Source organism: Rickettsia endosymbiont of Culicoides newsteadi, from assembly GCF_002259525.1.
Classification (GTDB): Bacteria; Pseudomonadota; Alphaproteobacteria; order Rickettsiales; family Rickettsiaceae; genus Tisiphia.
This window is the reverse complement of record NZ_MWZE01000046.1, coordinates 1-9,772: the sequence shown is the minus strand read 5'-3', so window position 1 is coordinate 9,772 and position 9,772 is coordinate 1. Positions and strand designations below refer to the sequence as shown.

Genomic DNA, 9,772 nt, shown 5'->3' with positions numbered 1-9,772 from the left:
TTGATTGTCTCTATGACAATTTTTGATTTCTCCTCAGCACTATATTGCCTTACTTGTTTTTTCATCTCTAGCTCTCCTTTTTTGCTAAAGAATTCTATCTCATTTCTTCTATTTTTGTGTCCAAAATATGGAGACCATTATAGATTCTCCGTTTAAAGTTAGCTTATGTGCTTAGAAACTCTTGACACTCTTATGCTTATCGTATTTGAATCTAATTCAATATCGGTCATATAGTCTGGCGTAAAATTGCTAGCAAATTCACTTAAGGTTTGTTCGAGAATGAATTTACTATGTTGCTGGACTATTAGCATAAAATCTGGCTTACCAATAATCTCTAGGAAAATTCTGTCATTTATAGCAAAATTGGCATCTTTTCTCGCTTGTTGAATAAAGCGTATTAAATCTCTCGCTATACCTTCTTCGTATAATTCCTGTGTTATTTCCAAATCTAGCAATATTAGCCCCTGATTATTAGCTAAAGATTTTGTACCTTTAGCATTTTTAGGTTGTAAGGCTAGAGAGAATTCATCATTATTCAGCTTCTCTCCGGCTATTATTAGATGCTCAGGAGTAAGTTGCCACTGATTCTTTTTAGAAGCTACTATGATATCTTTGACTTTATGAGGTAGACGCTTACCTAAATTAGGAAAGTTAATCGATAATTTATGATCGGCATAATTTTCTACATCATCTTTATAAATTACCTTTTTAACATTGATTTCATCTTTAATCAATTCTTCAAATTTTATTAATAGCTCATTATTGCTGCTAATGATTGTTAAGCTGCTCAATGGTTGTCTAGTCCGAATATTCTCGCTACTTCTAATGAATAAAGCATTACTACAAATATCTAATATTTGATCCATGGTGCTAACCAAATCATCATCCACTTCTATCTTATCTAGTGTAGGAAAATCTGTCAAATGAACACTAGACTTCCCACAAAACTCTTTTGCAGGAAGTCTACTCTCACCTTTCGGTTCTATCCCGGTGAGTCCCAAATAAATCTCCTCAGAAATTAATGGCAATAAACTAGATTGAGCGGACGACATTATTTTAATACAACTATATAAGGTATTATAAGCATTTTTCTTATCTTGATCTTTCTCACTTTTCCAAAAACGATTTCTACTTCTTCTAATATACCAATTATTTAATACTTCAAAAAAATCGGCAATGTTACTATAGGCTATTTGACTGTCAAAATTATCTAACCCATGCTGAATTTTTTGTACTGATATTTTTAGTTTTGATAAAATATAACGATCTAGCACATTTTGAGAATTAAAGTCTAGTTCAGCTTTGATTTGGTCAGCATTAGCATACATAGTAAAGAAATGGTAGGCATTCCAAATAGGCTTAATAAATAAACGTAAGCTCTCAAAAACCATTTTTCCTTCTTTATCGATCAATAATTCCTGACCTTTAACTATGTTTGTAGAAAGCATAGTGACTCTTAGAGCATCAGAACCATATTTATCAAATAATTCTAATGGATCAGCATAATTATTAAGACGCTTTGATAATTTTTGTCCGGTACTATCTAATATAACTCCATGGCAAATACAATTTAAAAAAGGTGGTTGGTCAAATAAGGCAGTTGATAATACCATTAAAGTATAGAACCAACCACGTGTTTGTGCTGAATATTCCACTATAAAATCAGCAGGAAAATGCTTTTCAAACCAATCTTTATTTTCAAATGGATAATGTACTTGTCCATAAGGCATAGAGCCGCTTTCAAACCAACAATCAAATACATCTTCTATTCGACGCATCATTGACTTACCGGTTGGATCGTCTGGATTTTTTCTAGTTAGCTGATCAATAAAAGGTCGATGCAAATCAACGATTGTTACCCCAAAATCTTTCTCTAGCTCTTCTATTGAACCATACACATCAATTCTAGGACAAGCCGGATCATCCGACTTCCAGACTGGGAGAGGCGTCCCCCAAAATCTATTACGGCTAATTGACCAATCTCTAGCATTTTCTAACCATTTTCCAAATAGATTATCCCTAATATGCAAGGGTATCCAGTTAATTTGCTGATTTAATTCAACCATTCTGTCTTTAAATTCGGTAACTTTCACATACCAAGAAGGAACTGCTTTGTATATAAGAGGGGTATCAGTACGCCAGCAATGCGGATAATTATGAATATATTGCTCAGTTTTAAACCAATTTCCCTGATTTTTTAGCTTAATAATAATTTGATCATTAGCATCAAATATTTGCAAACCGACAAAATCATAAATTTCTTTGGTAAATTTCCCAGCATTATCTACAGGACAAACGAGTTCTATTCCTTGCGATTGACAAAGAATTTGATCTTCCTCACCAAAACCGGGAGCCATATGTACGATACCGGTACCGTCTCCTTCGACGACAAAATCTCCAGAAAGTACTTTGAAACTACCTGGATGATTGGAAAAATAATCGAATAATGGTTGGTAAGTAAGATTCATGTTTAATAAGCACTTACCTTCAATTATATCATAATTTGTGTCAGCACTAAGCCCTAATTCTTTGTGATATTTTTCTAAAGCAAATTTTGCCAAAATATAACAAACCTGACCATTTGGCACTAAAGCATATTCAATATTTGCTCCAATGGCTAATGCCAAATTAGCCGGCAAAGTCCATGGCGTCGTAGTCCATGCCAGCATTCTATACTCATTATACTGCATAGAACCTGGCAATTTCTCATTAAGTACAAAACTTACCGTAACCGCCTTATCAGTTCTCTCTCTATATGAGTTGTCTAGCCTAGTTTCAAAATTGGATAAAGGCGTTTCACATGCCCAAGAATAAGGCATTACCCTCATTGATTCATAAAGAAGCCCTTTATTGTATAATTCTTTAAAAGCCCATAAAACAGATTCCATAAAGGCTTTATCCATAGTTTTATAGGAATTGTCAAAATCCACCCATCTTGCTTGCCTATTAACATATTTCTGCCACTGATCAGCATATTTCATCACCGATGATTGACAATGCTCGTTAAATTTATCAATACCAAAATTGATAATGGCAGTTCTACCAGAAATACCCAACTCCTTTTCTGCTTGCATCTCGGCAGGTAGTCCATGACAATCCCAACCAAAGCGTCGCTCAACTCTTTTGCCTCTACTGGTTTGATAACGTGCATAAACATCCTTGATGAACCCAGTTAGCAAATGTCCATAATGTGGGAGCCCATTGGCAAAAGGGGGGCCATCATAAAATATAAATTCGTTATTCTTATCATTTTTTACTGATGGTCTAGCATCTATAGTTCTTTGAAAAATATTATGCTTTTGCCAATAAGCTAAAATCTTTCTCTCAATTGTTGGAAAATCAACATTAGATTGAATATCTGGGTAGTGTTTTTTAGTCATTATAGTCTCGATTATAGAAAGTATATTATAAAAATAGTCGAATAATTGGTATATCGACAGGGTTTGGTAGCTTTAACATATTCTTACATTTAGAGGATATAGTTATGATATTGGATAAAGATTTAGTAATATATTTATCAGTATCTATATTATCTTCTGACTCATCTTGAATGTAATAGAGTATTGAAGTTATATAAACACTGAGTAACAGACCTCTCTTAGTATAATAATTATAATCTATAGACTTATCGCCTGCATAACGCCAAATTAAGTCACAAGTACGAAAGGCTGTTTTTGTTGCAAATATGCTGTTTGATGGTACGGCAAAATAACTACGATTCCTCAAATGTACAAGTTTAGCTATATAGCTAACCTGATTAGCATCTATTTGTGACCAATTGGTGTCATTGCGAGGAGGCATAAGCCGACGAAGCAATCCATTTTCAATCACTTTTCTGGATTGCTTCGTCGCTACTAAAGTATCTCCTCGCAATGACGTTTGTGAATTAGGTGTAATGTTAGTAGGATTAGCTATACCATCTTTTATTCTGATTTTTAAGGCTAAATCAATTCTATCCCTTATTTTAATCGGGGTCTCCTGCTGAGATAATAACTCCAACATTTTCTGGTCTTGCCAGCTTTCAAAAAAATCAACTATTTCCCTTATCCCCTCAGGAAAAATTATATGGCAATATCCTTTAACAAAACCACATTCTGTTTCCGTATCTGCTAATAATTTATCATTCCACTCGTTAAAAACTAGCAGTTTTGCTAAAGTCTGTACAAATTGTACTTTTAAACTATGATATTTCTCTTCAATAGTCATAAATGCATCTTTTAATATTGACATATTCATTTAGTATATAGATAATGTTCATATCATTCAACAATCTAATTTGCACGAAAAGGGGGTAATTAAAAGTGATACTAGTAAATGTTCATGCTGGGAATGGTGAGCAAGCAATTAAAAATTTGAAAAGAAAAATGCAAAGAGAGCTTGTTTTTCGTTCAATGAAAATGTCTCGTTTCTATGAACCTCCTTCAGTAAAACGTGTCCGTAAGGATCAAGAAACAGAAAGAAGGAAGAGAAAAGTTGCTCGTAAGCAAATGATGGAAGGTTAATCGAGCTTAATGTTCTTGGATTGCTTCGTTAGCTACGCCTCCTCGCAATGACTGTTTTTATCTCTCAACGTCACGTCATTGCGAGACCACATAGTGGTCGTGGCAATCCATATTTGTTAGATTACTTCTTTGATTCACGCCTTCTTGCAATGACCTTTTAACAACATCTCTTCAATTTATGTCCATAATAGTTCAAAAATTTGGCGGAACTTCTGTTGCTAACATTGCAAGAATAAAAGAAATTATTCCCATTATTAAGCTTGAAAAGCAGCATGGTAATCAAGTAATAATTGTAGTTTCAGCTATGGCTGGTGTTACCAATCAACTAGTTACTTTATGCAATGAGGTTTCTAGTCTTAAGACTAGTTCACAACTGGCAGAATATGATGCTGCCCTTTGTAGTGGAGAGATGGTAACAGCCTCCTTACTTGCCCTTGAGCTACAACAACAAGGCATAGATGCAAGGTCTGTGCTAGCATGGCAATTACCAATCTTAACCAATGATAATTATAGCAAAGCTTTGGTTGAGCAAATCTCTACTAGTTTATTAACAGAATGTATTAAACAAGACATCATCCCGGTAGTTGCTGGATTTCAGGGTATCAGTAATAATAATAGGTTAGCAACGCTTGGTCGAGGAGGATCCGATACTACTGCCTCGTTAATTGCAGCTGCTATGCAAGCTGATAGATGTGATATATACACTGATGTAGAAGGGGTTTTTACTGCTGATCCACGAATTGTTTCTGGAGCAAAGAAATTATCACAGATTAGTTTTGAGGAAATGCTGGAATTTGCATCTTGTGGAGCGAAAGTGTTGCATCCACGCTCCTTAGAAGCGGCTATTAGATATAACGTACCCATACGCGTTTTATCGTCGTTCTCACTACCATTATACCATGAAGATAGTGGTACACTAATAACATCTAGAGAAAAAATTATGGAAAATAAAAAAATTACCGGCATTACTTCCAACAAAAATTTATTAAAATTAGTAGTAAATTCCACTCAATTAAATTTTTCTAAGATATGCAACCTGATCACTAACCATAATATTCACCTAGAATTAATGGAAAATATCGAGGAATATCGACAATATAGCTTTATTATCCAATTATCCGATAAAAATAAATTACAGCATTTGCTAGATGATCTAAAGAATGCTAATCAGATAAATAATTTTATTATCGATAGCCAAATTTCTATAGTATCGATTATTGGTCACGGCATTAAAAATGACCATAATTTTCTTGATATGGTATTAACTGAACTGGAAAAACAAAATATATCAGTGAAAATGATACAAATTTCAGAAATTAAAATTTCTCTGCTAATAAAAGACCTTGATACCGAAAAAACTATACGTTGCTTGCATCAACTATTTGAACTAGATAAATAGTTTTAGGTAGATTTTTGTCATTGCAAGACCATGTATAGTCAATTGATGAGAAGTTGGTGACGTCGTCACTCAATGCTCGCCTATTATAGTGAATTAACTTGAATTGGCAGCGGTATAAATCCGATTAGTATTTTAGCATCAGCGTCATTGCGAGGAGCTACTTTAGTAGCGACGAAGCAATCCAAAAAACGATTAAAATGGATTGCCACAACCTACTTGCGTGGTCTCGCAATGACGTATATGTACTCCATTAGTACCAACTTCTCATCAATATACTATTAGACCTCTTGCATAACCTAAAGATAATTGAGGAATTTTTAGGAAAAACGAAGTCGAGTACCGCAGCGTACTAAGATGTACGTGAGGAACGGAGACGAGTTTTGACAACAAAATTACCAATTAGATTAGGTTATGCAAGAGGTCTATTGAAGTTTCTTAATAGAATCTAAAGTAGTCTCTAAAATCATACTTGCTGCAATTGAGTCATCTTTTTGGTTACGTTCTCGTCTTTTAACTCCTAACGATTTTAATAAGTTATTGGCAGCAAGGGAAGTAAGCCTTTCATCTTGTAGATATATAGGAAGATTTGTTGCAGAACTTAATGTTGCACTGAATTTTAATACAATTATAGTTTGCTCACTAGAGTTACCATTCATACTAATAGGCAAACCTATGACTATACCACAAATAGAATAAGTTGCGACTAAATCTAATATTGACTTAATCTTTTTTTCTTCTATCGTTTCATAAATAGTTTTTAGTGGCATAGCAATAGTCTGTTCTTGATTTGAAATAGCGATGCCTGTTTTCCGTATTCCATAATCTATGGCAATAATTGGTCTATTAGCTTGTAGAAGCTGAAAAAATTCTTGCAATACTGCTATTATCATGATACCTAAATTACAATTTATACAAAGTACGTGTTTATTATGTCAGAACTAATTCAAAAACACCTAGATAGTAAATTAATAAAACTATCTTTAGTTTTTGCCCTTATTTATTTCATATTTTTTAATTCAGTAGTTTCTTGTTACAAATTCAGCTACTACAAGATAACTTTTTTGAAAGCGATATTGGAGTTGAGTAAAGACTTTTTATATATTTACTTTACTTGCTTTATCATTTTTTTTGGTTTAACTATCCATCGGCTTGTTTTTATAATTGGAGCGATATTTTTATTTATAACAGGGGCAATTGCTAGTTATTACCTATATTTCTTTAAAATTTCTCCTACAAAAGAAATGATGGGTAGTTTTTTCTCCACTGACTTGAATGAACTATACGAAATAATCAGCATCAGGCTGATTGTATGGTTAATTTTTAGTTTGTTTAGCTGTATTTATACAATGAAACACTTCTCTATTTTAGATAGTAAACTATTTGTCACAAAATTACTATCAGCAATTTGTCTTTTAATTTCTGTTAATAATATTATTGCTCCGAAATTCAAGTTGCTAAATAGTTATTTTCCTATTCAATATCTACATAATACATATTTATACTTATCCAATAGTAACAACAAAAGCAGCATGCGTGAGAATATAAGAGAAAAATTTTCTTTTATCGATCAATCTGATCAAAATATTGTAGCTGTAGTTGTTATAGGAGAATCGGCACGATTTGATCATTTTGGTATTAATGGTTATTCCAGGGACACTACACCATATTTAAGCACTGTTGAAAATCTTTTTTCATTTAAAGCACAATCTTCATCTAATCATACATGTATCTCAGTTCCATCTCTTATGTCCCGCCATCCTGCTAAGGATATAGACAAAATTACAGGAGATACAAGTTTTTTATCAATTTTTACCATGCTTGACTTTAATACTAATTGGATTGGTACTCAAAGTTTGGTGCAATATTTTAAAAGTAAAGACCCATATACAATTTATGATCAGGCTAAGTTTAGTATGCTCCCTGGTGGTTCGGTTCTATTAACAAGGCTGGATCATGATGAGAAAATGTTACCTTATATTAAAAATATTGTAGATTCTTCTGCTACTAAAGATGTCTTAATTGTTCATACAAGTGGTAGTCATTGGAAATATTCTGCTAGATATCCTAAAGAATTCGAAAAATTTACTCCTAAATGTAATTCTACTACTATGGTAGATCAAAGCACTTGTGATCCTATACAGTTAGTTAATGATTACGATAATACTATTTTATATACTGATTTTTTTTATATAGCGTGATAGGTTTATTAAAAAATAGCAACGCTATTTTAATATATGTTTCTGATCACGCTGAATCTTTAGGCGAGCATGGTTATTATGGTCACGGTGGTCCGATGATTCCAGAACAAACTACTGTGCCTTTCTTAGTTTGGGTATCAGATGAATTTAAAAAAAAACATCCTGACTTAGTGAATTCTATAGTCAGTCATTTAGATACTGAGATTAGTCATGACTATGTATTTCATTCGATTCTTGATTGTGTTGGTATCCGTTCGGCAGTGATTGAAAAGAACTTAAGTCTATGTAGTAAGAAGTCAAATGGTTAAGATTTATCTAATTGCTGGCGAAATATCAGGAGATTTTATAGGAAGTCGTTTGATGCAAAGCCTAAAAAATCTCTATAAATTGGAGGAAATGCAATTAGAGTTCGTTGGTATTGGCGGCGATAAGATGCAACAAGTGGGATTGCACCATAGCCTTTTCCCGATTAGTCAAATAAATCTTATGGGCTTCGTCGAAATTATACCACATATTTTTAGGCTCACTAAGTTAATTCAACAAACTATTGACGATATTATTCAACATAATCCAGATTTATTAATTACCATAGACTCACCAGGCTTTACTTATAGGGTGGCAAAGAAGGTTCGAGAAATTAGACCTAACTTAAAGATCATGCATATTGTTGCCCCATCAGTCTGGGCATACAAACCTTCTCGAGCTATGAAATACGCTAAAATTTACGATTATTTGTTAGCTTTGCTGCCATTTGAGCCGCCATATTTCCAAAAAGTTGGGCTAGATTGTCGGTATATTGGTCATCCAATATTAGAACAGTATTTTTATGATGATCACGATAAACAACAATTAAAGCAAGAATTACAAATACCTATTCATTCAAAATTATTATGCATCACTTGTGGTAGCCGCAAAAGTGAAATAATAAGGCATGCCCCTATCTTTATAGAAGCAATTAATTTATTAGCAAAGCAGTTCCCTAATATTCAAGTGATATTTGTCCTGGCCGATCCTAGTCATCAGTCTTTAATTAAAGCGTTTTTATCAGATGCAACATTCAATTACCAGTTCTCAAGTGATCGGCTTAAGATTTTTGCTGCCTCTGACCTTGCTTTAGCAAAATCTGGTACTAATACTTTAGAAATTGCTGCTTGTAATACGCCAATGGTTGTTGCATATAAATTAAATATCGTAAGTTTTTTTCTAATAAAATTATTAATAAAAATACCTTACATTTCTTTGATTAATATTGTTGCTAATAAGGAAATTTTACCAGAATTAATTCAATTTAATTGTACTAAATCAAATATAGCAGCAAGGCTTACATCATTATTAGTTGATGAAAAAAAAGCAGATGAACAACTAAGAGAAAGCCAAAAAATCTTAAGGGAGTTAGGCTTTCAAGGTTCTATAGTCAATTCAGGGGAATTGGGTAGCAGGAACGATGGAGCGATGCCTATAAGTAATAGACGAGCATTGAGCGACGACGTCACCAACTTTTCATCAATTGACTCTAATAGTTCTTCAAATGTGGCAGCCCATATTATCAAGTCAGAGTGTTTAACTCGATAATAGACCTCTTGCATAACACGTCAATTCGGGATAAGGGATAAGAAAAAATAAAGGAGATATAGGAGTTGCAAGGAGTTAATGCCTGTGATAAATGTTTTTTT

General features: G+C 33.3%; 6 protein-coding genes and 1 pseudogene. 4 read left to right on the top strand and 3 right to left on the bottom strand.

Going from position 1 to position 9,772, the window contains the following annotated elements:
• Window positions 1–158: 158 nt before the first annotated feature.
• Both ileS and RiCNE_RS04205 read right to left on the bottom strand, forming a co-directional pair.
• A complete protein-coding gene (gene ileS, locus RiCNE_RS04210) occupies window positions 159–3,380 on the bottom strand; it encodes an isoleucine--tRNA ligase (RefSeq protein WP_410525745.1) in 3,222 nt (1,073 codons plus the stop codon).
• Window positions 3,381–3,405: 25 nt separating this feature from the next.
• On the bottom strand, window positions 3,406–4,230 hold the full coding sequence (locus RiCNE_RS04205; RefSeq protein WP_239832684.1) for a COQ9 family protein: 825 nt from the start codon (window positions 4,228–4,230) through the stop codon (window positions 3,406–3,408).
• Window positions 4,231–4,301: 71 nt separating this feature from the next.
• Between RiCNE_RS04205 and rpsU the strand changes: the two genes are divergently transcribed.
• Both rpsU and RiCNE_RS04195 read left to right on the top strand, forming a co-directional pair.
• Window positions 4,302–4,502, top strand: coding sequence for a 30S ribosomal protein S21 (gene rpsU / locus RiCNE_RS04200; RefSeq protein WP_094649364.1), 201 nt, complete (start codon window positions 4,302–4,304; stop codon window positions 4,500–4,502).
• Between the two features lie 178 nt (window positions 4,503–4,680).
• Complete coding sequence (locus RiCNE_RS04195; RefSeq protein ID WP_094649363.1) at window positions 4,681–5,901, top strand: aspartate kinase; 1,221 nt, start codon at window positions 4,681–4,683, stop codon at window positions 5,899–5,901.
• A 422-nt stretch (window positions 5,902–6,323) separates the two neighbouring features.
• Here RiCNE_RS04195 and ruvX read toward each other — a convergent pair whose 3' ends face one another.
• Window positions 6,324–6,791 (bottom strand): Holliday junction resolvase RuvX, encoded by a 468-nt coding sequence (gene ruvX, locus RiCNE_RS04190; protein WP_094649362.1) that lies wholly within the window; start codon window positions 6,789–6,791, stop codon window positions 6,324–6,326.
• 39 nt (window positions 6,792–6,830) lie between these two features.
• Here ruvX and RiCNE_RS04185 point away from each other — a divergent pair.
• Window positions 6,831–8,407: pseudogene (locus RiCNE_RS04185) on the top strand (phosphoethanolamine transferase).
• A complete protein-coding gene (lpxB, locus tag RiCNE_RS04180) occupies window positions 8,400–9,671 on the top strand; it encodes a lipid-A-disaccharide synthase (RefSeq protein ID WP_094649361.1) in 1,272 nt (423 codons plus the stop codon). The pseudogene RiCNE_RS04185 and the gene lpxB overlap by 8 nt, the downstream one beginning before the upstream one ends.
• Window positions 9,672–9,772: the final 101 nt, after the last annotated feature.

Excerpts from the sequence above, each read along its gene's own strand:
- RiCNE_RS04205 (WP_239832684.1), bottom strand. The coding sequence starts at position 4,230 with ATGTCAATATTAAAAGATGCATTTATGACTATTGAAGAGAAATATCAT.
- ruvX (WP_094649362.1), bottom strand. The coding sequence starts at position 6,791 with ATGATAATAGCAGTATTGCAAGAATTTTTTCAGCTTCTACAAGCTAAT.
- ileS (WP_410525745.1), bottom strand. The coding sequence starts at position 3,380 with ATGACTAAAAAACACTACCCAGATATTCAATCTAATGTTGATTTTCCA.
- lpxB (WP_094649361.1), top strand. The coding sequence starts at position 8,400 with ATGGTTAAGATTTATCTAATTGCTGGCGAAATATCAGGAGATTTTATA.
- RiCNE_RS04195 (WP_094649363.1), top strand. The coding sequence starts at position 4,681 with ATGTCCATAATAGTTCAAAAATTTGGCGGAACTTCTGTTGCTAACATT.